Source organism: Teichococcus coralli (assembly GCF_009829925.1).
Taxonomy (GTDB): Bacteria; Pseudomonadota; Alphaproteobacteria; order Acetobacterales; family Acetobacteraceae; genus Pseudoroseomonas; species Pseudoroseomonas coralli.
Genome location: NZ_SNVJ01000001.1, coordinates 133,499 through 155,298, shown reverse-complemented (window position 1 = coordinate 155,298; position 21,800 = coordinate 133,499). Strand labels below are relative to the sequence as shown.

Here is a 21,800-nt window from a genome sequence, read left to right as displayed (position 1 = left end):
CCCCAAATTTCTCTTTCGAAGCCCCGCGCCAGCGGCGCGCACGCGCCTGAAACCGACAAACAGAAGATGAAAGTCCGGGGGAATTCCGTCCCCCGGACTCTTTTCATGCGTTTCAGCCGGCGATGACGTCTTCCACCCAACGCGCCCATCCGAGCAGCGCCGCGTCTTCCCCAAAGGGCGCCACGAGCTGCACGCCGAGCGGCATTCCCGCCGCGCCGGTGCCCGCGGGCAGGCTGATGCAGGGGCCGTGCAGGGCGGTCCAGAGCGCGTTGCAGGCCGGGTCGCCGGTGGCGTCCAGCCCGATTGGCGCCTCGGAGGGCGCGGCGGCGGTCAGCAGCACGTCGAAGCTGTCCATCAGGGCGCGGAAGGCCTTCCGACCCTCGGCGAAGGCGGCGCGGGCGGCGATCAGCGCGGAAGCGGGCCGGGCAGCCGCCTCGTCCAGCCGCTCGTTCAGCACGGGGGAGATCAGCGCGCGGGCGGTGGCGCGTTCCCAGGCCAGGGCGTGCACCGTCTCGCCGTTCATCACCACCGGATGCGCCTGCGCCACCGCCTGGAGGGCCGGGGGCAGGGGGATGCGCGTCACCTGCGCGCCGGCGCGGGCGCAGCGCTCCGCCACCGCCTCGATGCGGGCGAGGCTGTCCGGGCTGAGCTCCGCCTCGCCAGGGCCGAAGCAGAGGGCGACGCGGGGCGCGCTCCCGGCGCGGGCGCCGAGGTCGAGCCGCGTCAGGGCGCCGGCGAAGAGCGCGCAATCCTCCACGGTGCGGCCGAACATGCCGATGGTGTCGAGGCTTTCGCTCATCACCTTCATGCCGGCGCGGTGGATCAGGCCGAAGGAGGGCTTGAAGCCGGTCACGCCGCAATAGGCGGCCGGGCGCAGCACGGAGCCGGCGGTCTGGGTGCCGAAGGCGAGCGGAAAGAAGCCCGCCGCCACGCCGGCCGCCGAGCCCTGGCTGGAGCCGCCGGGCGTGCGGGCGGGGTCGTGCGGGTTGCTGGTGGGGCCGGGGTGGCGGGTGGCGAACTCGGTCGTCACCGTCTTGCCCATGACGATGCCGCCGGCCGCGCGGGTCAGCGCCACGGCGGAGGCATCGGCGCGCGGCCGGTGCCCGGCCCAGATCGGCGAACCGTATTCGGAGGGCAGGTCGGCGGTGTCCAGCACGTCCTTCACGCCGATCGGCAGCCCGCCAAGCGGACCTCCCGGCGGACCACCCAGCGGACCGCCTGGCGGGCGGGCGGCGGCGCGGCGGGGCAGGGCGGGGTCGAGGCTGCTGAAGGCGCGGACCACCGGCTCGCGCGTGGCGATGCGGTCCAGGCAGGCCTCCACCAGCTCGGCGGGAGCGAGGCGGCCGGCGGCGATGCGGCGGGCGGCCTCGGCGGCGGGAAGATCGGCGGGGTTCGTCATGCGGAAAGGATGCGCGGAGGTTGCGCGGCCGGTCCAGTGCCCATGGCCCGCCACCATGCGCCGCGCAGCGAGCACCTGCCATTGTCCTGGGCGGCGGATGGGCGACAATGGCCGCCGAAGCAGCGGGAGAGGAGGGCGGCCCATGCTTGAGGCGCGAACCATCAGCATCGCCATCGCGCGGAACTGGCGCGCGGTCTACGAGGCCATCTGGCGGCCGGAGGATTTCCGCCGATGGGCTTCCGGGCTCAGCCAGGCCGGGCTGCGGCGGGAGGGCGACACCTGGCGCGCCGAAGGTCCGGAAGGGCCGGTGCGCATTCGCTTCACGCCCCGCAACGACTTCGGCGTGATGGACCACTTCGTGGACACCGCCACCGGCCCCGAGATCGCGGTGCCCCTGCGCGTCGTGGCGAATGGCGAGGGCGCGGAGGTCATGCTCACCCTGTTCCGGCAGCCCGGCATGTCGGCGGAGAAGTTCGCCGAGGATGCGGCCTGGATGGAGCGCGACCTCGCCGCGCTCCGCGCCCTGCTGGAGGGCGGCTGAGCCGCTATTCGGCCGGTGCCGGCACCGGCGCGGCCGCCGGCCCGGCATGCCGCGCGTAGCGCCGGGCGAGGGTGGCGCAGACGAAGAGCTGGATCTGGTGGAACAGCATGACCGGCAGCACGATCATGCCGACCATGTCGCCGGGAAAGAGGATGTTGGCCATCGGGATGCCGCTGGCGATGCTCTTCTTGGAGCCGCAGAACACCGCCACCACCTCGTCGGCCCGGCTCAGGCCGAGGCGGCGGCTGGCCAGCAGCGTGGCGCCCAGCACCGCCGCCAGCAGCACCGAGTCCAGGATCGTGATGGCGGCCAGCGCGGTGGGCGTGATCTGCCCCCAGATGCCTGCCACCATGCCCTCGCTGAAGGCGCCATAGATCACCAGCAGGATCGAGCCGCGGTCCACCAGGCTGGTCAGCGCCTTGTGCCGCTGCAGCCAGCGTCCGGCGAGGGGCCGCACCGCCTGGCCAGCCGCGAAGGGCAGCAGCAGGTGCAGCGCGATGTCATGGAGCGCCCCGGCGCTGAAGCCGCCATGCCCCGTGCGCAGCAGCAGGGCGGTGAGCAGCGGCGTCAGCACCATGCCGGCGAGGTTGGAGAGCGTCGCCGCGCAGAGCGCCGCCGGCACGTTGCCACGCGCGATGGAGGTGAAGGCGATGGAGGACTGCACCGTGGAGGGCAGCACGCAGATGAACATCAGCCCCAGCGCCAGGGCCGGCGGCATGAAGGCCGCCGCCACGGCGGTGATGGCCAGGCCGAGCAGCGGGAAGAGCAGGTAGGTCGCCAGGAAGACCAGCGCCTGGAGGCGCCAGTGCAGCAGCCCCTCCAGCAGGTTCCGTGGCGCCAGCCGGGTGCCGTAGAGGAAGAACAGCAACGCCACGGCGGCCGAGGTGGCGTGCCCCAGCGCCGCCGCGCCGGTGCCGCGCGCCGGCAGCAGCGCCGCCAGCGCCACCGCCGCCGCCAGCATCACCAGGAAAGGGTCCAGCGGCGGCTTGGGAAGGCGGAGGGCCATGGCGGTTTTTCCGGACTTGCGGGTCCCTCCGGGTTAAGCCCCGCCGCGCTATTCCGCCAGAGAATGACCAGGGATAACAGCCAACATGAATCATGATAACAGGGCGTCATGTTGCCGCCGCTGCCGCTCCGCTCCTTTCTGGCCGTCGCCGAGACGCGCTCCTTCACCCGCGCGGCGCAGCGCCTTGGCCTGCGGCAGTCCACCGTCAGTCAACATGTCCGCAAGCTGGAGACGGCGGTGGGCCGCGCCCTTTTCGCGCGCGACACCCACGCCGTCGCCCTGACGCCGGACGGCGATGCGCTGGTGGACTTCGCGCGCGGCGTGCTGGAGGCGAACGAGCGCATGGAGCGTTTCCTCGCCGGGGCGCATCTGCGTGGCCGCATCCGGCTCGGCGCCTCGGAGGATTTCGTCTCGGCCCGGCTGGCCGAGGTGCTGGCCGAATTCACCCAGGCGCACAGCGGCGTGGACCTGGAACTGACGGTCGGTCTCAGCGGCACGCTCTATGAGCGCTACGACGCCGGCGAGCTGGACGTCATCGTGGTCAAGCGCAGGGCGGGCGATCCCCGCGGCGCCTTCGCCTGGCGCGAGCAGCTTGCCTGGGTGGGGCGCCCCGGCCTGCGTCCGGACCCGGCGCAGCCCTTGCCACTGGTGCTCTTCCCGCCGCCCAGCATCACCCGCGCATTGGCGCTGCAGGCGCTGGAACTGGCCGGCCGCACCTGGCGCGTGGCCTGCACCAGCCCAAGCCTCAGCGGGCTGCGCGCGGCGGCGATGGCGGGGCTCGGCGTGGCGCCGCACTCCACCCGCCTGCTTCCGCCGGGGCTCGCACCGCTGCCGCCCTCCCGCCACCTGCCGGAGCTCGGGCAGATCGAGTTCGTGGTGATCGGCCCCGGGCCGCAGCACCGGCTGCCCTCGGCCCTCGTGGCGGCGCTGCTGCGCCATCCCAACCGCCTGCATGCCGGCCCCGGCTGAGCCGCTCGCGCCCCTCCGGCACGCCCCCCTCCGGCACGCCCCCCTCCGGCACGCCCCCCCTCTGGCAGCGGAATGCGCGCCACCCCATCTTCCGCCAATGTTCAGGTCATCCCATGCCGCCGCCCGCGACGACATTCCGGTCGCCGTGTCGGCCGATGGCGTGCTGCTCTACGCCGTTCCCTGCCGCCCCGAGTCGCTTCCCGCCGTCACGCCGCAGGCCCTCAGCCTGGCCTGGGATGCGGCGCGCGCGGCGGCGACGGCCGAGGCCTGGGGGCCGCGCCGGAGCCTGCAGTTCACGGATGGGCCGGTGCTCGCGCTGGCCGATGCGGACGCCGCGTGCTGGGCCGAGGCGGTGGACCGCAGCGTAGGGCTGACGCATCTCGCCGGGCTTTCGCTTTGCCTGCGGCTGCTGGCGCTGGTGGAGCTGCTGGGGCGGGCGCGGTGGATGGCCGGCCTCTACGCCATCGACTCCGATGGCATAGAGCTGCACCCCGCGCTGCTGGCCGCCGCGGCGAATCTGCCGCTCGACGGCGCGGCCCGGTTCGACGAACGCGGCATGAAGCGTTTATTGTCGCAGCGCATCGCCGGTGCCGGCGGCGCGGCGGAGGAATAAAGGAGCGGAAACCGTTCCCGCGTCCCGGCATGCCGCCTGTGCGGCACCTGCCCCTGAAGACCTGCCGGAGCGCACCATGAAACGCCTCGTTCTCCCTCTGCTGCTGCTGACGGCCGCCTGTGCCGGCATGGCGCCCCGCACCACCGAGGAGCGCCAGCAGGGCGCCGCGCTGTCGGCCTGCCGGCAGGAGGCGGAGCGCGTGATGCGCACCCGCGAGCGGGGCCAGACCATGCGGGTGGACGAGGCCGAATCCCGCCTTGGCGCGGGGCCGTTCACCGGCACCAGCCTCGCGGGTTCGATGAACACCGAGCGGCTCGGCGCCCGCTACGAGCAGGACCAGATGATCCAGGATTGCCTGCGCGGCCGGCAGGAGGGGACGACGCCGGGCACCGCGCCGCCGCCGGCGGGAGGCGCCGGGCGAGGCTCCTGAGCTGCCGCCGTTCCGGTCGCCCTTCGGCGCGCTCACGCGCGCGCTGGCGACCCGCAACGCCCGGATCTTCTTCGGTGCCAGCCTCGCCTCCTGGACGGGGCTCTGGATGCACCGCATCGCCGTCGCCTGGCTCACCTGGGAGCTGACCCACAGCGCGTTGTGGGTCGGCCTCGTCGCCTTCTGCGACCTGGCGCCGGCCGCGGTGATCAGCCCCTTCGCCGGCGCCATCGCGGACCGGGCCGACCGGCTTCGCCTGGCCACCGTCGCGCAGGCGCTGATCGGCCTGGAGGCGGCGACGGTGGCGACGCTGGTCGCCACCGGCCACATGCGGATCGAGTTCCTTCTGGGGCTGGAACTCTGTTCCGGCACCGCCGCCAGCTTCGCCCAGCCGGCGCGCCAGACGCTGATGCCCGGCATCGTCGGCCCCGCCGACCTGCCGGCGGCGGTGGCCTGCAACTCCCTTGTCTTCAACGTGGCGCGCTTCATCGGCCCGGCGCTGGCCGGGCCGGTGATCGCCGCCTTCGGCGTGGCGCCGGCCATCGCCTGCAACGCGGTGGCCTATGGCAGCGCGGTGCTGACCATGCCGCTGCTGAAGGTGGACCCGGCGCATCGCCGCGGGCACCCGGCCACCGCCAGTCTGCTGGGCGAGGTGAAGGAAGGCTTCGCCTATGTCGCGCGTCACCCGGGGCTCGGGCCGCTGCTCGGCTATGCCGCACTGATCGGGGTGCTGCTGCGCTGCGTGCAGGAGCTGCTGCCGCCTTTCGTCGAGCGCAACTTCGGCCGGGGCGCCGAGTCCCTGGCCATGCTCACGGCCTGCTTCGGCGTTGGCGCGCTGGTCGCCGGCCTCTGGTTGGCCGCGCGCGGGCGGGTGGCCGGCGCCACGCGCATCGCCATCCTGGCCGGGCTCTGGCAGGCGGTGGCGGTGATCGGCTTCGTCGCCACCGGCTGGTTCCCCTTCGGCCTGCTCTGCGCGGCGCTGATCGGCGCTTCGGCCTCGTTGCACGGCATCTCCGTGCAGCAGCTCGCGCAGACGGCGGCGGCGCCGGAGATGCGCGGCCGGGTGCTGGCGCTCTGGGGGCAGATCACCCGCGCCTGCCCGGCGCTCGGCGCCCTGATGCTCGGCGCCTCCGGCGAAGCCTTTGGCCTGCGCATCCCGACGCTGGTGGGCGCCGGGCTTGCCCTTGTGGTCTTCGCCTGGGGCTGGACGCGATATCGAACCATCGAGGCGGCGCTGGAAGCCGCACCGGAAGAAGTTGGAGAACATCGAGATGCTGCAGGCAGCGATCATCGGCATGGGCCGCTGGGGGCGCACCCTGGTGGAGAGCGTGCAGGGGAGCAACGAGGCGGGGATCCGCTTCGTGGCGGGGCAGACGCGCAGCCCGGAGAAGGTGAGGGATTGGGCGGCGGAGAAGAAGATCCGCCTGCTCGACAGCTACGACGCCGTGCTGGCTGACCCGGAGGTGCAGGCGGTGGTGCTCGCCACGCCGCACAAGCTGCATGCCGAGCAGGTGATCGCCGCCGCCCGCGCCGGCAAGCATGTGTTCGTGGAGAAGCCCTTCACGCTCGACAAGGCCAGCGCCGAAGCGGCGGTGGCGGCATGCCGCGAGGCGGGCGTGGTGCTGGCGCTCGGCCACAACCGGCGCTTCCTGCCGGCCGTGGCGGAGATCAAGGCGATGCTGGCGGATGGCCGCATCGGCACGCTGCTGCATGTCGAGGGGCATTTCAGCGGCCCCGGCGCCGCCGGCTACAAGCCCGGCATGTGGCGTGCCGACCGCTCCGAAAGCCCGCTGGGTGGCATGGGCGGGATGGGCATCCACATGATCGACATGATGATCAACCTGGCCGGTCCGATCGCGGAAGTCACCGTGCAGAGCACCGCCCGCGTGCTGGAGAACGGCCTGGACGACACCACCGCGATGCTCTGCCGCTTCGCCAGTGGCGCCACCGGCACCTTCGCCACCCTGGCCTATGCGCCGCGCTGCTGGCGCGTTGCCCTCTACGGCTCCGAAGGCTGGGTGGAGCTGACCGACCACGAGCACATGGTCTTCCGCCCGCGCGAGGGCGAGGGCTTCGTGCGCGACTACCCGAAGACCGACATCGAGCGCGCCGAGCTTGCCGCCTTTGCCGCCGCGGTGGCGGGCGGCCCGGCCTATCCGCTGCCGGCGGAACAGGCGATCCATGGCGTGTCCGTCTTCGAGACGATGATTGCCTCCGCCGCTGCCGAGGGCGGCGCCCGCGCGGTTGCCTGAGGGGAGCAGCCGGTGAATCCCGGGCAGGGGTGGTTCCCACCCGGGCCGAAGCCGGGCTAGAAGCGGCAAGCCTCATTCCGGCGCCGGGGCAGGTCCGTGGCGCCGGACCCACCACAGGGAGCGCGTTGAACCCATGGCCAAGATCACTCGCCACGACAGCAACAAGGTTCTGTCCGGCGCCGTCGAGTACCACAACTTCGTCTTTCTCGCCGGCATGACCGCCGACGACCTGTCGCAGGACGTCGTGGGCCAGACCAAGCAGGTGCTGGCCAAGATCGACGCCGCCCTGGAAGGCCACGGCACGGACAAGACGCGCCTTCTGCAGGCGCAGATCTGGCTCAAGGACATCCGCGACCGCGGCGCGATGAACGAGATCTGGTCGGGCTGGCTGCCGGAGGGCGGCGCCCCGGTGCGCGCCTGCGTGCAGGCCAACATGGCGGACCCTCGCCACCTCGTCGAAATCATGGTCACGGCCTGCCGCTGAACGGCCAAGGCCAGGCCAAAGAAAATCCGGCTTTGCAACGGACGGCGCCGCGGAAAGCTTCCGCGGCGCCGAATCTTTTTTCGTTTCCAGAGGGTTGGCGGCTGCTGTTGCAGTTCTGCCGCAACACTGTGACATCCTGCTCGCGATCTCGCGAGTTTAGGATTAGCTTCTCATTAACAGCCTGCTAACGACGCCCGAAACTGCGAATCACATCGCGTTGCGCCGTGTATCAGCCCAGTGGGATTGCCGCTCCCGCAACGCCCTTGCTACCGGGGAGGCGCCGCGACGAGAGCGCGGTGGGGGACATAGCGGTGGGGATCGCATGCGGGGCAGCAGCACAGCGGTGGCGTTCGCGCTTCTGATCGGTTCGTTTTGCGCCGTTTCGACGGCTGCGGACGCGACGACCAGCCGAAAGGCGCGGGAAACGCTCAAGCAGCCCCGCGTGACGCTGCAGCAGACGGCCGCGCGAAGCGTGAAGTCGCAGACGCTGAAGCTGCATGCCGGCCGCCGCGACGCCACCTTCTTCGCGCCCGCCCAGCAGTCCTTCGCCACGCCGATCTCCTGCGTGCCCTACGCGCGCGCCGTGAGCGGCATGGACATCACCGGCAACGCCTATACCTGGTGGGCCAGCGCGGCCGGCGTCTATGCCCGCGGCCCGAAGCCGGAGCGGGGCGCGGTGCTGAGCTTCAAGTCCTCGGGGGGCATGCGCCTCGGCCATGTCGCCGTCGTGTCGCGCATCGTCGACGCGCGCGAGATCCTGGTGGACCACGCCAACTGGGAAGGCCCCGGCATCCGCAAGGGCACGGTGATGCACGGCGTGTCCGTCATTGACGTCTCGCCGAGGAACGACTGGACCGAGGTTCGGGTGCAGATCGGCCGCAGCGACGAGGCCTATGGCCGGATCTATCCGACCAATGGCTTCATCTTCAACCGCGCGCCCAACACGCTGCGCATGGTCTCCGCCGGCGGCGACTTCGACGAGGTGGCGGAAGCTCCGCTCCAGGCCGGCGCGCATGCCGAGCACATGGCTGAGGCCGTCCGCAGCCTGAACCTGGACGCCGCCCGCTAAGGCTCCAGCCGCCGCCTCATGGCGGCACGGCATGACTGCCGATCCCCCTCCATGGGGGCGGCGCGCCGAGGGTGAACCCCCCCCCGCCCGCGCGCGCCATTTGCGCCTCCTGCGCGCCCGGAGCATTCTCCGCGCCTGCTGGGCTGCCCAAGGGCTATCCATGGGGCGGCCCGAGGGGCTGAAGGAGTTGCTGATGGCCGTGATCGTGCCGCATGCCGCGCATTGGGGAAGTTTCGATGCCGTCGTGGAGCAGGGCCGCCTGGTGGGCGTTCGGCCCTTCGCGCGTGACCCCAATCCCGGGCGGCTGATCGAGGCCGTTCCGGATGCCGTTCATGCGCCGAGCCGCATCGACCACCCCCATGTGCGCGCGGGCTGGCTGCGTGGCGAGCGGCGTGGCGCCGAGCGCGGCGACCGCGATTTCGTGCCCGTCTCCTGGGACCAGGCCATCCGGCTGGCGGCGGAGGAGAGCGCGCGGCTGCGCGCCGAGCACGGCCACACCGCCATCTTCGGCGGCTCCTATGGCTGGTCCTCCGCCGGGCGCTTCCATCACGCCAAGAGCCAGCTGCAGCGGTTTCTCGGCCTCGGTGGCGGCTACACCACGCAGGTGACGAACTACTCCTACGGCGCCGGCATGACGCTGATGCCGCATATTCTCGGCACCAACGACGTCATTCAGGGGCCGGTCACGAGCTGGCCGAGCATCGAGAAGCACACGCGGCTGATGCTCTGCCTGGGCGGCCTGCCGCTGAAGAACGCGCTGATCACGGCTGGCGGCGCCGGCGCGCATGAATACCTGCCCTGGCTGCGGCGGGTGGCGGCGGCGGGTGTGCGCTTCGTCAACATCTCGCCCTTCCGCGGCGACGCGCCCGACTTCCTCAATGCCGAATGGGTGCCGATCCGCCCCAACACCGACACCGCGCTGCTGCTGGGCATGATGCAGGCGCTGGTCGCCGAGGGGCTGGAGGATCGCGGCTTCCTTGCCACCCACTGCACCGGCTGGGAAAAGCTGCGGCCCTACATCCTCGGCGAGAGCGACGGCACGCCGAAGACGCCGGAATGGGCCGCCGCCATCACGGACATCCCCGCCGCGAAGATCCGCGCCCTGGCGTGGGAGGCGGCGCGCCTGCCGACCATGCTGACCGCCACCTGGTCCATCCAGCGGGCCGAGTATGGCGAGCAGCCCTGGTGGGCGCTGGTGGCGCTGGCCGCGACGCTGGGCGGCATCGGCAAACCGGGGCAGGGGGTCGCCTTCGGCTACGGCTCGATGAATGGCATGGGCACGCCGCGCCGCGGGCTGCCCTCGGTCTCGCTGCCGGCCACCCGCAACCCGGCGGGCCTCGCCATTCCCGTCGCGCGCGTCACCGAACTGCTGGAGCGACCGGGCGAGGTGCTGCAGTACAACGGGCGCGACATCGTGCTGCCCGACACGCGGCTGATCTGGTGGGCAGGCGGCAACCCTTTCCACCACCACCAGGACCTCAACCGCCTGCTGCGCGCCTGGAACCGCGCCGAGACCATCATCGTGCAGGAGCCCTGGTGGACCGCCGCCGCGCGCCATGCCGACATCGTGCTGCCCGCCACCACCACGCTGGAGCGCAACGACATCGCCTCCTCCTCCGCGGACCGCTTCCTGCGCGCCATGCACCAGGCCATCCCGCCGCAGGGCCAGGCACGCAACGACCATGACATGCTGGCCGACATGGCCGAGCATCTCGGCTTCCGCGACCGCTTCACCGAGCAGCGCGACGAGGGCGCCTGGCTGCACCACCTCTACGAGCGCTGGCGGCAGGCCTGCGGCCGCATGGGCTTCGAAGCGCCGGATTTCGATCGCTTCTGGGCCGAGGGCCATGTCGAGGTGCCGCCGCCGGAGGAGGATTTCGTGCTCTTCGCCGACTTCGCCGCCGATCCGGCGGAGAACCCGCTGAACACGTCATCCGGCAGGGTGGAGCTGTTTTCCGAGACCATCGCCGGCTTCGGCTACGCGGAAATCGGCGGCCATCCGCGCTGGCAGGAGCCGAAGGAGTATCTCGGCGCGCCGCTGGCCGCGCGCTTCCCGCTGCACCTGCTCTCCTGCCAGCCGGCGACCCGCCTGCATGGCCAGCTCGACTCCGGCCGGGTGGCGGCGGAGAGCAAGATCCAGGGCCGCGAGCCGCTGCTGATGCATCCCGGGGACGCCGCCGCGCGCGGCCTCGCGGAAGGCGACATCGTCCGCGTGTTCAACGACCGTGGCGCCTGCCTCGCCGGCCTGCGGGTAAGCGACGGGCTGCGGCGCGGCGTGGTGGCCATGGCCACCGGCGCCTGGTGGGACCCGGCGCGGGAGGAGGGTTCGCTCGACGTGCACGGCAACCCGAACGTGCTGACCCAGGATGTCGGCACCTCGCGGCTCGGCCAGGGCAGCGCGGCGCAATCCTGCCTGGTGGAGGTGGCGCGCTTCGAGGGGCCGCCGCCGCCGGTGAGGGTGCATGCGGCGCCGCGCAGGCTGGAGGTCGCGTCGTGAGGGCGCTCAGCCGCCGCGCGCTGCTCGCCGCCGGTGCGGCGCTGCCCGGCCTCCCCGCCCTGGCGCAGGCGGCGCGTATCTCCACGCTGGACATGCCGGCGCTGCGCATGCCGCTGAAGCTGGACGACACGGTTGCCCCGGGCTACCGCCGCAACGTCCTGGTGCGCTGGGGCGACCGCGTGACCTATGACGCGGCGCCCTGGGATCCGCAGCAACCCACGCCGGCCGCGGCGGCAACCCAGTTCGGCTGGGACGCGCGGATCTGCGGCATGGTGGTTCCGCGGGTGGGCGCCGATGGCGTCGCCCGCGCGGTGCTGGCCGTGGCGCATCCCACGGTGGATCCGGCCATGGCGTTTCCCGGCGGGCAGGACCGCCCGGCCGTCGCGGCGATGATGCAGGGCGCCTCGCTGCTGAACATCGAGCGGCAGGGCGGCCGGTGGGTGGTGGTGGACGGCGGCTATCAGGCCCGCCGGCTGACGGCCGAGACGCTCTGCCGCATCAATGGCCCGGCGGCGCAGGTCGTCGGCGGGATGGTGCAGGGGCTGCTCGCGGTTTCCGGCGGCTGCTCCACGCCCTGGGGCACGCAGCTGCTGGCCGAGGGCGACCCTGCGCCGTGGATGGCCCGCCTCGGCACGCTCGATGAACGCTTCACCGACGCCATGCATTTCGGCTGGGTGGCGGAGCTGGACCCGATGGACCCTGGCGCCGTGCCGGCCAAGCGCACGGCGCTCGCCCGCTTCCCGCGCGGTGATGCGGCGGCCGCGCTGAGCCGCGACGGCCGCGCCGTGGTCTATCTTTCCGACCGGCGTGCCTTCGGCCATCTGTTCCGCTTCGTCTCCGACGGGCCGGCGACCACGCCCAACGCGCTCGACCTCGGCACCCTGTCGGTGGCGCGCCTCGAGGGCGGCCGCCTGCGCTGGGAGCCGCTGCCGCGCAACGTGGACATGCTGGTGAACCCGCTCGCCTACGCCGCCCAGGCCGGCGCCATCGGCTTCGACACGCCGAGCGGCCTGGCCGTGGACCCGCATACGGGATGGCTCTACCTCGCCTGCAACGGCAACGCCGCGCGCCGTCCCGATCAGCTTGACCGGCTCAACCCGCGCGCCGGGAACCGCTCCGGGCATGTTGTCGAGATCATCCCCGAGGGCGGGGACCATGGCGCGGAGGAGGCAGCGGCCGGCGTGCTGCTGCTTGGCGGCGCGCCGCCGCCGCGCCTGGCGAACCTTGCCGGCAGCTGGCCCGACGCGCCCGCCACCCTCGCGGTGGACGGCGCCGGCAGGCTCTGGATCGGCACCGACCATGCCGGGCTGCTCGGCCCGCAGCCCGACATCCTGTTCGGCTGCGACACCGCCGGGCCGGGGCGGGGGCTGCCGCTGCCCCTCTATGGCGCGCCGCGCGGCGCGGCGGTCGGCGGCGCGGCCATGAGCCCGGACGGAATGACCCTTTTCGCGGTGGTCCGCACGCCGGGCGCCGAACCAGGCGCGAGCTATGCCCGCCCCGGTACACGCTGGCCCGCCTTCGACGCCCGCCTGCCGCCGCGCACCACGCTGGTCGCCTTCAGCACCATCAGCGGCGCGCCGGTGGGGGGCTGAGGCGAGGCGTCAGACGCGCGCGGCCTGGAAGGCGGCGGCGGCACGGTCCTCCGCCTGCCCGATGCGCGCGAAATCGCCGCGCAAGGCCTTCAGCGCATGCCGCTCCTGCTCGATCTCGGAGGCCGTGCGGAAGCCGAGCCGCCGCAGGATGGGCAGCGGCGGACACCAGCCCTGGATGGCGTGCTGGAACAGAAAGGCCGTGACCAGCGCCGGCAGCACCAGCCAGCGCCGGTCCAGCGTCGCGCCCAGAACGATGCCGGTGAAGGCGAGGCTGGAGGCGTTCGCCTCCAGGCTGCGCTCGATGTCCCATTCGCGGTCCAGCTCCGCCAGGCGAGTCGGGATCTCGCCGGGATGGCGTGCGAGATAGGCGATCCGTGCCTGCGTCTCGTTGCGGATCTTTCGGCTCGCGGAGGCGGCGCTGTGGAGTGAAACGCGCTCGGTCGTTGCTGGCAGCATGGCTTCGGCTCCGTCCTGGTTCCCCTGCGGGCACTGCTTGCCCAACACCTGGCCGGCTCCGCCGGTTTCGCCGGCGGAGGCTCCCCCCCCCCCCGGATGGGCCGCCCTCAGGATGCGGAGCCGCGGGACGGACTTGCCTCCCGCCGCGCGACGCGGAGAACGAGGTAGCCGAGCAGGCCCGCCACCAGGGAGCCGGCGAGAATGCCGAACTTCACACGATCCTGCAGGGCGGGCGTGTCGGCGAAGGCAAGCAGGCCGATGAACAGGCTCATGGTGAAGCCGATGCCGCAGAGCAGCGAAACCCCGAGCAACTGCCCCCAGCCGGCACCGGCCGGAAGGTCGGCCGCGCCGAGCCGGATCATCACCGCCGAGGCGCCAAAGACGCCGATGACCTTGCCAAGGACGAGCCCGCCCGCAACGCCGAGGGTCAGCGGCTCCATCAGAACGGAGGCGCTGATCCCCTCAAAGGAAACACCGGCATTGGCGAAGCCGAAGATGGGCACGACCAGGAAGGCCACCGGCTTGTGCAGCATGTGCTCCAGCCGGTGCAGCGGCGATTCCGCATCCGTGGCTTCGGGTGTGCCAGGGGTCAGGCGGATCGGGATGGTCAATGCCAGCAGCACCCCGGCCAACGTGGCATGCACGCCCGAGCGCAGCACCAGCACCCAGAGCACCAGACCGAGCAGAAGGTAGGGCAGGAGGGAGCGGACGCCGCCGCGGTTGAGGCCATAAAGCGCCGCCAGCACCAGGGCCGCGCCGCCGAGGTCCATCAGGGAAAGGTCGCCCGTGTAGAACAGGGCGATGATCACCACCGCGCCGAGATCGTCGATGATGGCCAGCGCCGCCAAAAAGACCTTCAGCGACACGGGCACGCGGGGGCCGAGCAGCGACAGCACGCCGAGCGCGAAGGCGATGTCCGTGGCCGAAGGAATGGCCCAGCCGCGCAGCGCCTGCGGATCGCCGCTGTTGAAGGCGACGTAGATCAGCGCCGGCGCCACCATGCCGCCCGCCGCCGCGACGCCAGGCAGCACGCGGCGGCTCCAGCTGGAGAGCTGCCCGTCCAGCATCTCCCGCTTGATCTCAAGGCCGACCATCAGGAAGAAGACGGCCATCAGCGCGTCGTTGATCCAGTGCTGAAGGTTCAGGGGGCCAATGTAGCTGGACATGGCGCCGAAATAGGTCGGTGCCAAAGGTGAGTTGGCCACCAGGATGGCAAGCGCCGCGACGGCCATGAGCACCAGTCCGCCCGCGGCCTCGCTGTCCAGGAAATCCCGCAGCATCGAGCGGATGCGGCCCTTGCCGACGATCCTTGCCATTTCGTCCATCCGCCATTCCCCGTTCTGTTTCCTGCCAGAACCCGGTCCTGCCGAAGAAGGCGCGGCTCCTGGAGGAGAGTACATTAAAATTTAGTCATTTTAGCGTGCAGGCCCCTCAACGGGAAGGCCGGAAAGTCGTTTCAGTTGACACCTCATTTTCCTTGGCAAGGAAGCGGCACTGGAAATGCCTGGTTCGCCGACCCGCCGAGCCCGCCCCGCGCCATCCCTGGCTGTTCCGCGTCGGCAGCCGCATTGGAGTTCGCGTTCACATTTCGTTCTTTTCGGACCAGGGGCGGGATGCGGCCTCTTGCGCCAATGTTCTTTCTATGTTCGCATCGGGCTCATGCCGATGCCGTCCTCCGCCCCCTTCGTCCCGGTCGCCTGGACCTCTCCGCTTTCCCCGGCGGACCCCCCATCCAGGCGGGTGCCGGCCGGTGGAGCGCAACGGCACGGCAGAGCGCGGGCAGGGCGGGTTTCCCTGCCCGCGCTCCCCCGCCTGGCGCGGGAAATCATGCTGGGAACCGTGCTCGGAATCCTGGGCGGCTGGCTGGCGGGCTGGATCGCCGCCTGGCTGCTGGTCTGACCGCTCAGACGGAAAGGTAGCGCGCGCGCAGCGGCGCATCGGCCAGCAGCGCATCCATCGGGCCCTCATGCCTGACCTGCCCGACCTCCAGGATACAGGCGCGGTCGGCCACCGCGCCGGCGAAGGTCAGGTTCTGCTCGGAAAGCAGAATGGAAAGCCCCTCTGCCTTCAGCTCCGCGATGGCGGCAGCCATCCGCTCCACCACCACTGGCGCCAGCCCCTCGGAAGGCTCGTCCAGCAGCAGCAGGCGCGGATTGCCCATAAGGGTGCGGGCGATGGTGAGCATCTGCTGCTCGCCCCCGCTCATCCGGCCGCCGGTGCGGTGGCGCATCGCGCCGAGGCTGGGGAAAAGAGCGAAAAGCTGCTCCGGCGTCCAGGGGCGCAACTGCGGGCGGGCAGGGCGGCGCCCGACCTCCAGGTTCTCCAGCACAGTGAGGTCGGCGAAGATGCGCCGCTCCTCCGGCACATAGCCGATCCCGGCGCGGGCGACGGCATGGGGCGGCCGCCCGGCCAGGGAAGCGCCTTCAAAACGCACCGAGCCCGCACTGGGCGGCACCAGCCCCATGATGGCCTTCATGGTGGTGCTCTTGCCGGCGCCATTGCGTCCGAGCAGGCAGACCACCTCGCCCCTGCCGACCGTCAGCGAAACCCCATGCAGGATATGCGCGCGCCCGTAATGCGCGTGCAGCCCTTCCACCGCCAGCATCAGGCCGGGCCCCCGCCGAGATAGACCTGCCGCACCCTGGGGTCGGCCCGCACCGCCTCCGGCGCGCCGCCGGCGATCAGCCGGCCCCCGTCCAGCACCAGCACCCGGTCGGCGTGGGTGAAGACGACGTCCATGTCGTGCTCGGTGAACAGCACGGCGATGCCGCCCGCGCGGGCGACGGCCGCCGTCTCGGCCATCAGCGCCATGCGCTCGGCAGGGGCCATGCCGGCGGTGGGCTCGTCCATCAGCAGCAGGTGCGGCTGGTTGGCCAGCGCCATGGCCAGCTCCAGCCGCTTCAGATCGCCATAGGCGAGCACGCCGCAGGGCCGCCCCGCCTGGTCCGCCATGCCGACACGGGTCAGCAGCGCCTCGGCCTCCGCCGTGAACTCACGCGCCGCCGGGCGCCAGAGGCCGAGCAGCCGACGGGCATGGGAGAGCAGCGCCATCCGCACGTTGTCCAGCACCGTCATGGAGGCGAAGGTGGCGGTGACCTGGAAGGTGCGCCCGACGCCCAGCCGCCAGATGGCGCGCGGCGGCAGGCCGGTGACGTCGCGCCCCGCCAGCCGCACCCGCCCGGCATCGGGGCGGATCTGGCCGTTCAGCATGTTGAAGCAGGTGCTCTTGCCGGCGCCGTTGGGGCCGATCAACGCCAGCATCTCGCCCGGGGCCAGGGTGAAGGAGACGCCGTCCACCGCGCGCAGGCCGCCCCAGGCCTTGACCAGCCCCTCCGCCGCGAGCGCCGGCGTCACGGCGAACCCCCGCGACGGATGGCGCCGGCCAGGCCACGCGGGAAGAACAGCACCAGCGCCAGGATGACGAGGCCGAGCAGCAGCCGCCAGTAGTCCGTCACGCGGGCGAGCTGTTCCTGCAGCCCAGCATAGGCGATGGCGCCGACAATGGGCCCGTTCAGCGTCTGCACGCCGCCGAGCAGCACCATCAGCAACGCGTCCACGCTGCGGGAAATGCCGAGCACGGAGGGGAAAACGCTTCCCTTGCCGTAGGCGAAGAGCGCGCCGGCAAGGCCTGCCATGGCGGCGGCGAAGGCGAAGCCCAGCCAGCGGATGCGGAAGGCGTCGATGCCGATGGCCTCGGCGCGCAGGCCAGAATCCCGCTGCGCCCGGAGCGCCATGCCGAAGGGCGCGTGGATGGCCCGTCGCAGCAGCAGCACCGCCGCGCCGCACAGCGCCAGCGAGAGATAGAAGAAGGCCAGCCGCCCACGCGCCCATTCGCTCGGCCAGAGGCCAAGGATGCCGTTGTCGCCGCCCGTCACCTCGATCCACTGGAAGGCGACGCTCCAGGCGATTTGCGCGAAGGCCAGGGTCAGCATGGCGGAATAAACGCCGGAGAGCCGCACGCAGAACCAGCCGAAGAGCAGCCCGGCCAGCCCGGCGGCGAAGGGCGCGGCGAGTAGGCCGAGTTCCATCGGCGCGGCGAAATGGCGGAACAGCAGGGCGGCGCCATAGGCGCCGGCGCCGAAATAGGCGGCGTGGCCGAAGCTCGCCAGCCCGCCTGGCCCCATGATGAAGTGCAGGCTGGCGGCGAAGAGCACGAAGGTCGCGAAGTCGGCCAGCAGGATCAGCGGGTAGTCGCCAAGGAAGGGCGGCAGCGCGACGAGCAGCGCCAGGGCGGCCAGCGCGGCGCGGCGCAGCGCGGGCGGCATGGCGGCGGGGAGGGGAGCCGCCACCTCGCTCGCCGGCGGCGCGCCGGAGGGCGCGCGGCCGAGCAGCCCGTAGGGCCGCAGCACCAGCACGACGGCCATCACCAGGAACACCAGCACCAGCGTGATGCGCGGGAAGACCAGGATGCCGAAGGCATGCAACTCGCCGATCAGCAGCGCGGCGAGAAAGGCGCCGGGCAGGCTGCCGAGGCCGCCCACCACCACCACGACAAACGCCTCGACGATGACGGCCATGTCCATGTGCAGCGTCACCGCCTCGCGCGGCAACTGGAGCGCGCCACCAAGACCCGCGAGCGTGGCGCCGAGAAAGAACACGCCGGTGAACAGCAGCCGCTGGTCCACGCCGAGCGCGGCGACCATTTCGCGGTCCTGCGTGGCGGCACGCAGCAGGATGCCGAAGCGCGTGCGGTGGAACAGCAGCCAGAGCAGGCCGAGCACCACCGGCCCGACGGCGATCAGGAACAGCTCGTAGCGCGGGAAGCGCAGGCCGAGGATCTCCACGGCGCCGCGCAGCAACGGCGCGCGCGGGCCGAACTTGTCGTCAGGCCCCCAGAGGAACAGCGCCACGTCCTGCACGATCAGCACCAGCGCGAAGGTGGCGAGCAGCTGGAACAGCTCGGGTGCGCCGTAGATCCGGCGCAGCACCGTCACCTCCAGCAGCGCGCCGAGCGCGCCCACCGCCAGCGCGGCCAGCAGGATGGCGCCCCAGAAGCTCCAGAGCCCGCCCAGACCGGCCAGCGGGCCGAGGCCGGTGAGCGTCCAGGCCAGGTAGGCGCCGAGCATGAAGAGGCTGCCATGGGCGAAGTTGACGATCCGGCTGACGCCGAAGATCACCGTCAGCCCCGAGGCCACCAGAAAGAGCGAGGAGGCGCTGGCCAGTCCGTTCAGCGCCTGGACAGCCAGGTCCTCCAAGGCGCGGTCAGCCCTGCGGCCGCCATTCCCGGACCTGCGCGTCGGAGGGCAGGTAGTTGGCGCCGTCGGCATAGCGCCAATCCACCATCTTGCCGGTGCGGCCTTCCAGCCTGGTGCGGCCGACAAAGGCGCCAAGCGTGGACTGGTGGTCGGCGGCGCGGAACTCAACCTCGCCGGTGCCATAGGCGGTCTGGAAGCGGATGCCCTCGAAGGCCGCCACCATGGCCTCCGTGTCGGTGCCGCCAGCCTTGCGCAGCGTCGCCGCGATGGCCTGCACGATGTCATGCCCCACCACCGAGCCGCAGCGCGGCGGCGCCTCGTACCGCTTGCGGTAGGCCTCGCGGAATGCGGTGTGGACGGGGTTCTCCAGGTCGTCGCGCGGGTAGCCGGTGACGATCCAGCCTTCCGGGCATTCCTCGCCGAGCGGCTCCAGGTATTCCGGCTCGCCGCTCAGCATGGAGGCGACGCTGCGGCCGTCGAACAGGCCGCGCGTGTTGCCCTGGCGGACGAAGTTCAGCAGGTCGGTGCCGAAGGTCACGTTGAAGATGGCCTCGGGCCGCATCCGCTCCAGCGCCTGCACGGTGGCGCCGGCATCGATGCGGCCGAGCGCCGGGAACTGCTCGCCGACGAACTCGGCATCCGGCCGCTTCGCCTTCAGCAGCTCGCGGAACCACTTCACGGCGGACTGGCCGTATTCGTAGTTCGGCGCCACCGTGGCCCAGCGCCTGGCGGGCAGCTTGGCCGCCTCCTCCACCAGCATGGCGGCCTGCATGTAGGTGCTGGGACGCAGGCGGAAGGTGTAGCGGTTGCCCTTGGACCAGACGAGCGCGTCGGTCAGCGGCTCGCTGGCGGCGTAGAGAACCTTGTTCTGCGCGGCGAAGTCGCCGAGCGCCAGCCCGACATTGGAGAGGTAGCCGCCGGCCAGCAGCGCCACCTTCTCGGCGCTGACCAGCTCGCTCGCCATTCGCACCGCGTCCTCGGGCTTGCCGGCGTCGTCGCGGAAGACGGTTTCCAGCGGGCGGCCGTTGATGCCGCCGGCGGCGTTGATCTGCTCCTGCGCCAGCAGCCAGCCGTTGCGGTAGGGGCCGAGGAAGGCGGGCTGCGCGGTGTAGGAGTTGATCTCGCCGATGCGGATCGGGCCGGCTCCTGCTCCGCCCTGGGCACGCAGCACGGCGGGCGCGGCGAGCGTGCCGATGGCGATGCCCGCCAGCAGGTCGCGGCGGCGAACATGCGGGGTGGTGAGGCGGCGGTCCATTATCGGCATTCCTTCTGGCGGCCGGCCCCGGCGGGGGCCTCACTCGAACCTCTTGCCCGGTGTAACGGCCCGGGCCGGTGCTGCAACGGAAAAGGCGGCGTCCTCAGGCGGTGCGGGCGCGCAGGCGCTCGGGCACCTGCGCCAGCGTGGCCTCCGCGGCATTGGCGAAGGCCAGCCGCAGGTGGCGCTCCTGCCCCGGGCCGAAGAAGGGTCCGGGCAGGGTGAGCAGGCCATGGCGGGCGGCCAGCGCCTCGGCGGCGGCGAGCGCGCCGGGCTGGCCGTCCGGCAGGCGAAGATAGGCGAAATAGGTGCCCAGCGCGTCGATCCGCCATTCCGGCGCGGCGGCCATGCTGGCGCGGAACGCCCCGGCGCGCCCGGCCATGATGGCGCGGTTGCCGGCGCGCCATTCGGCCAAAGCGGGCACCGCCCAGGCCAGCGCCGCCTGGGCCGGGCGCGGCGGGCAGATCTGCATGGTGTCCACCACCTTCATCAGCTCGGCGCGGAAGGCGCCGCCGCCGAGGATGGCGCCGACGCGGTGGCCGGGAATGCAGTAGGACTTGGCGAAGGAGTAGAGCTGCACCACGCCTTCCCGCCAGTCCGGGTCCCGGAACAGGTGGTGCGGCGGCGTGCCATGTTCGGGCAGGAAGTCGCGGTAGGTCTCGTCCAGCACCAGCCAGACGCCGCGCGCGCGGCAGAGCGCGGCGATCTCGGCGATCACCGCGGGCGGATAGATTGCGCCGGTCGGGTTGTTGGGGGAGACCAGCACCACGGCGCTCACGCCGGGCACCAGCGCGGCGGCGAGGCGTGAAGGGTCGGGCACGAAGCCGTCCTCGGCGCGGGTCTCGAAGGGCAGGGCGGGGATGCCGAGCAGTTCCAGCGCCATGCGGTGGTTGAAGTACCAGGGGGTGGGCAGCAGCACGGCGCCGCTGCTGCCGGCCAGCACCGTCATCGCCATGGTGAAGGCCAGGTTGCAGCCGGCGGTGATGGTGACATCCTCCGCCGCCAGCGGTGCGCGGTAGAACTCCGCCAGATCGGCGGCGAGCGCCTCGCGCAGCGCCGCGTCGCCCTCGATGGCGCCATAGCCGGCGGCGGCGCGGTTGCCGGAAGCCTCCGCCAGCCGCTCCAGCAGCGCCGGATGCGGCGGATAGCCCGGTACCGCCTGGGTGAGGTCGAGCATCGGCCCGGCGCCGCCGTCATAACGCGCCGCCCAGGCGCGGGCGGCGGGGATCGGCGGGGCGGCGGTTGCGCGGACGCGGGGCGAAAGGGGAAGGCTCGGCATGGCGGCGGAGAGTGTCACGCTCCCGCCCCGCCGCCTACCCGTCCCGCATCCGGTTTCAGCCGCTTTCGCCCGCCGCGCGCCCGGTGACGTGCCGCCAGTGGTGCCAGAGCAGCCGGGCCGCCAGCGAGCGCCAGGGCTTCCAGGCCTCGGCCATGGCAACGAGCTGCTTCGGCCCCGGCCGCGCGGGCAACCCCTTCAGGGCCGCCGCGCCGCCCGCCAGCGCCACGTCGCCGAAGGGGAAGATGTCCGCCCGCTGCTCGGCGAAGAGGAGGTGCACCTGCGCCGTCCAGGGGCCGAGGCCTCGCTGCGCGGCGAGATGGGCGAGCGCCACCTCGTCCGTCATCTCCTCCAGCCGGTCCAGCCGCAGGATGCCGGCCAGAACGGCCTCGGCCAGGCCGCGCAGATGCGCCACCTTCGGCCGGGAGAGGCCGGCGGCGCGGAGCTGCTCGTCGTTCAGCGCCAGCAGGCCGGCCGGCTCCAGCGCCCCGGGCAGGGCGGCGAAGCGCCGCCAGATCGCGTCCGCCGCGACGAAGCTGATCTGCTGTCCCGTCACGGTGCGCGCCAGCCCGGCGAATCCGCGCGGCCGGGTGCGCCAGACCAGAGGCCCCGCCGCAGGCTCGATGCGCGCGAAATCGGGATCCTGCCCGCAAAGGTGGATGATGCCCTCGCGGGCCCAGAGTGGGGGAGGCGGGTCGGCTGTCAGCATCGGGGGCGGGTGTTGCTCGGAGTCGCCGGCGGCGCGGCATGTCCCTGGCGCTCCGCACGC

General features: G+C 72.3%; 19 protein-coding genes and 1 pseudogene. 10 read left to right on the top strand and 10 right to left on the bottom strand.

What is annotated here, in order from left to right:
• Positions 1 to 112: 112 nt before the first annotated feature.
• Positions 113 to 1,399, bottom strand: a complete 1,287-nt coding sequence (locus E0493_RS00705; protein WP_160934988.1) for an amidase — start codon at positions 1,397 to 1,399, stop codon at positions 113 to 115.
• 142 nt (positions 1,400 to 1,541) lie between these two features.
• On the opposite strand from E0493_RS00705, the gene E0493_RS00700 reads away from it, so the two are divergent.
• Positions 1,542 to 1,940, top strand: coding sequence for a polyketide cyclase (locus tag E0493_RS00700; RefSeq protein WP_160934987.1), 399 nt, complete (start codon positions 1,542 to 1,544; stop codon positions 1,938 to 1,940).
• Between the two features lie 4 nt (positions 1,941 to 1,944).
• Here E0493_RS00700 and E0493_RS00695 read toward each other — a convergent pair whose 3' ends face one another.
• Positions 1,945 to 2,946: a bile acid:sodium symporter family protein gene (locus E0493_RS00695; protein WP_160934986.1), complete on the bottom strand. Its 1,002-nt coding sequence runs from the start codon at positions 2,944 to 2,946 to the stop codon at positions 1,945 to 1,947.
• Between the two features lie 108 nt (positions 2,947 to 3,054).
• Here E0493_RS00695 and E0493_RS00690 point away from each other — a divergent pair, with 108 nt between their 5' ends.
• From E0493_RS00690 to E0493_RS00650, 9 genes and pseudogenes are all read left to right on the top strand, one after another.
• Positions 3,055 to 3,915, top strand: coding sequence for a LysR family transcriptional regulator (locus E0493_RS00690; protein ID WP_160934985.1), 861 nt, complete (start codon positions 3,055 to 3,057; stop codon positions 3,913 to 3,915).
• A gap of 97 nt (positions 3,916 to 4,012) precedes the next feature.
• Positions 4,013 to 4,528, top strand: a complete 516-nt coding sequence (locus tag E0493_RS00685) for a hypothetical protein (RefSeq protein ID WP_235913513.1) — start codon at positions 4,013 to 4,015, stop codon at positions 4,526 to 4,528.
• A 76-nt stretch (positions 4,529 to 4,604) separates the two neighbouring features.
• A complete protein-coding gene (locus tag E0493_RS00680) occupies positions 4,605 to 4,958 on the top strand; it encodes a hypothetical protein (protein WP_160934984.1) in 354 nt (117 codons plus the stop codon).
• A pseudogene (locus E0493_RS00675) lies at positions 4,879 to 6,198 on the top strand (MFS transporter); the annotation flags it as partial. The gene E0493_RS00680 and the pseudogene E0493_RS00675, both read left to right, overlap by 80 nt.
• A gap of 28 nt (positions 6,199 to 6,226) precedes the next feature.
• Complete coding sequence (locus tag E0493_RS00670) at positions 6,227 to 7,207, top strand: Gfo/Idh/MocA family protein (protein WP_160934983.1); 981 nt, start codon at positions 6,227 to 6,229, stop codon at positions 7,205 to 7,207.
• 133 nt (positions 7,208 to 7,340) lie between these two features.
• Positions 7,341 to 7,691 (top strand): RidA family protein, encoded by a 351-nt coding sequence (locus E0493_RS00665; protein WP_160934982.1) that lies wholly within the window; start codon positions 7,341 to 7,343, stop codon positions 7,689 to 7,691.
• 442 nt (positions 7,692 to 8,133) lie between these two features.
• Positions 8,134 to 8,760, top strand: coding sequence for a CHAP domain-containing protein (locus E0493_RS00660; protein WP_367614431.1), 627 nt, complete (start codon positions 8,134 to 8,136; stop codon positions 8,758 to 8,760).
• A 193-nt stretch (positions 8,761 to 8,953) separates the two neighbouring features.
• Complete coding sequence (locus E0493_RS00655) at positions 8,954 to 11,257, top strand: molybdopterin-dependent oxidoreductase (RefSeq protein ID WP_160934980.1); 2,304 nt, start codon at positions 8,954 to 8,956, stop codon at positions 11,255 to 11,257.
• Positions 11,254 to 12,849, top strand: coding sequence for a PhoX family protein (locus tag E0493_RS00650; RefSeq protein ID WP_160934979.1), 1,596 nt, complete (start codon positions 11,254 to 11,256; stop codon positions 12,847 to 12,849). Before E0493_RS00655 ends, E0493_RS00650 begins: the two co-directional genes overlap by 4 nt.
• A 9-nt stretch (positions 12,850 to 12,858) precedes the next feature.
• Here E0493_RS00650 and E0493_RS00645 read toward each other — a convergent pair whose 3' ends face one another.
• The 8 genes from E0493_RS00645 to E0493_RS00610 all read right to left on the bottom strand — a co-directional run bounded on the left by E0493_RS00645 (position 12,859) and on the right by E0493_RS00610 (position 21,740).
• Positions 12,859 to 13,305 (bottom strand): hypothetical protein, encoded by a 447-nt coding sequence (locus tag E0493_RS00645; protein ID WP_160934978.1) that lies wholly within the window; start codon positions 13,303 to 13,305, stop codon positions 12,859 to 12,861.
• A 107-nt stretch (positions 13,306 to 13,412) separates the two neighbouring features.
• On the bottom strand, positions 13,413 to 14,630 hold the full coding sequence (gene nhaA, locus E0493_RS00640; protein ID WP_202396826.1) for a Na+/H+ antiporter NhaA: 1,218 nt from the start codon (positions 14,628 to 14,630) through the stop codon (positions 13,413 to 13,415).
• Positions 14,631 to 15,208: 578 nt separating this feature from the next.
• Complete coding sequence (locus E0493_RS00635; protein ID WP_160934977.1) at positions 15,209 to 15,910, bottom strand: ABC transporter ATP-binding protein; 702 nt, start codon at positions 15,908 to 15,910, stop codon at positions 15,209 to 15,211.
• Complete coding sequence (locus E0493_RS00630; protein ID WP_160934976.1) at positions 15,910 to 16,659, bottom strand: ABC transporter ATP-binding protein; 750 nt, start codon at positions 16,657 to 16,659, stop codon at positions 15,910 to 15,912. The genes E0493_RS00635 and E0493_RS00630 overlap by 1 nt, the downstream gene beginning before the upstream one ends.
• Entirely contained in the window at positions 16,656 to 18,500 is a 1,845-nt protein-coding gene (locus E0493_RS00625) for an ABC transporter permease (RefSeq protein ID WP_160934975.1), read from the bottom strand. The genes E0493_RS00630 and E0493_RS00625 overlap by 4 nt, the downstream gene beginning before the upstream one ends.
• A gap of 7 nt (positions 18,501 to 18,507) precedes the next feature.
• Complete coding sequence (locus E0493_RS00620) at positions 18,508 to 19,755, bottom strand: ABC transporter substrate-binding protein (protein ID WP_160934974.1); 1,248 nt, start codon at positions 19,753 to 19,755, stop codon at positions 18,508 to 18,510.
• 103 nt (positions 19,756 to 19,858) lie between these two features.
• Positions 19,859 to 21,052 (bottom strand): aminotransferase, encoded by a 1,194-nt coding sequence (locus E0493_RS00615; protein ID WP_367614430.1) that lies wholly within the window; start codon positions 21,050 to 21,052, stop codon positions 19,859 to 19,861.
• A 37-nt stretch (positions 21,053 to 21,089) separates the two neighbouring features.
• Complete coding sequence (locus E0493_RS00610) at positions 21,090 to 21,740, bottom strand: DNA-3-methyladenine glycosylase family protein (protein ID WP_160934973.1); 651 nt, start codon at positions 21,738 to 21,740, stop codon at positions 21,090 to 21,092.
• Positions 21,741 to 21,800 lie beyond the last annotated feature (60 nt).

What these genes read in the sequence shown, in the direction of transcription:
- E0493_RS00700 (WP_160934987.1), top strand. Translation starts at nt 1,542, where the DNA reads ATGCTTGAGGCGCGAACCATCAGCATCGCCATCGCGCGGAACTGGCGC.
- E0493_RS00655 (WP_160934980.1), top strand. Translation starts at nt 8,954, where the DNA reads ATGGCCGTGATCGTGCCGCATGCCGCGCATTGGGGAAGTTTCGATGCC.
- E0493_RS00665 (WP_160934982.1), top strand. Translation starts at nt 7,341, where the DNA reads ATGGCCAAGATCACTCGCCACGACAGCAACAAGGTTCTGTCCGGCGCC.
- E0493_RS00635 (WP_160934977.1), bottom strand. Translation starts at nt 15,910, where the DNA reads ATGCTGGCGGTGGAAGGGCTGCACGCGCATTACGGGCGCGCGCATATC.
- E0493_RS00620 (WP_160934974.1), bottom strand. Translation starts at nt 19,755, where the DNA reads ATGGACCGCCGCCTCACCACCCCGCATGTTCGCCGCCGCGACCTGCTG.
- E0493_RS00680 (WP_160934984.1), top strand. Translation starts at nt 4,605, where the DNA reads ATGAAACGCCTCGTTCTCCCTCTGCTGCTGCTGACGGCCGCCTGTGCC.
- E0493_RS00610 (WP_160934973.1), bottom strand. Translation starts at nt 21,740, where the DNA reads ATGCTGACAGCCGACCCGCCTCCCCCACTCTGGGCCCGCGAGGGCATC.
- E0493_RS00695 (WP_160934986.1), bottom strand. Translation starts at nt 2,946, where the DNA reads ATGGCCCTCCGCCTTCCCAAGCCGCCGCTGGACCCTTTCCTGGTGATG.
- E0493_RS00690 (WP_160934985.1), top strand. Translation starts at nt 3,055, where the DNA reads ATGTTGCCGCCGCTGCCGCTCCGCTCCTTTCTGGCCGTCGCCGAGACG.
- E0493_RS00705 (WP_160934988.1), bottom strand. Translation starts at nt 1,399, where the DNA reads ATGACGAACCCCGCCGATCTTCCCGCCGCCGAGGCCGCCCGCCGCATC.
- E0493_RS00685 (WP_235913513.1), top strand. Translation starts at nt 4,013, where the DNA reads ATGTTCAGGTCATCCCATGCCGCCGCCCGCGACGACATTCCGGTCGCC.
- nhaA (WP_202396826.1), bottom strand. Translation starts at nt 14,630, where the DNA reads ATGGACGAAATGGCAAGGATCGTCGGCAAGGGCCGCATCCGCTCGATG.
- E0493_RS00670 (WP_160934983.1), top strand. Translation starts at nt 6,227, where the DNA reads ATGCTGCAGGCAGCGATCATCGGCATGGGCCGCTGGGGGCGCACCCTG.
- E0493_RS00645 (WP_160934978.1), bottom strand. Translation starts at nt 13,305, where the DNA reads ATGCTGCCAGCAACGACCGAGCGCGTTTCACTCCACAGCGCCGCCTCC.